At 34.1% G+C, this 440-nt stretch carries 1 pseudogene; it reads left to right on the forward strand.

From position 1 onward, the window contains the following. Positions 1-237: pseudogene (locus KH893_RS12325) on the forward strand (hypothetical protein); the annotation flags it as partial. Positions 238-440 lie beyond the last annotated feature (203 nt).

Below are 440 nucleotides of genomic sequence, written 5' to 3' on the forward strand. Positions count from 1 at the left end.
GTTAATGTTGAACAGTCCCCTTCCGAGGTGGTTGTTTTTATAAAGAAAGGGTTTCTTGTTTTGCAAAAAGTCAGACGTTTATCAATTATTGTGACCGCAATATCATTTTGTTTGTTGATTGTGATATTTTCCTTACAGACAGGTAGAAACTATATTTCTACATTGGCGCGTCCCTACAATATCACTTCTCTCGATGCCGGTACTTCGATTAATGTGGTAAATCATCATTTAGCTTAATTTGCTAATGAACACAAAATTAATATTGTGAAAGCTTTTAATGTGCCAACAACTGAGAATGTTCCTCGAACTAAATTTTATGTTATCGGCAGTACAAGAAAATTTTCGAAGTCTTTAATTTCGAAGCAATCAATTGCAAGCAAACAAGAATTTGAAACCAGTGACTTAAGATATCCACTCTATTTCTTCGGCAATATTTCCAG

Source organism: Liquorilactobacillus sicerae (assembly GCF_029916425.1).
GTDB lineage: Bacteria > Bacillota > Bacilli > Lactobacillales > Lactobacillaceae > Liquorilactobacillus > Liquorilactobacillus sicerae.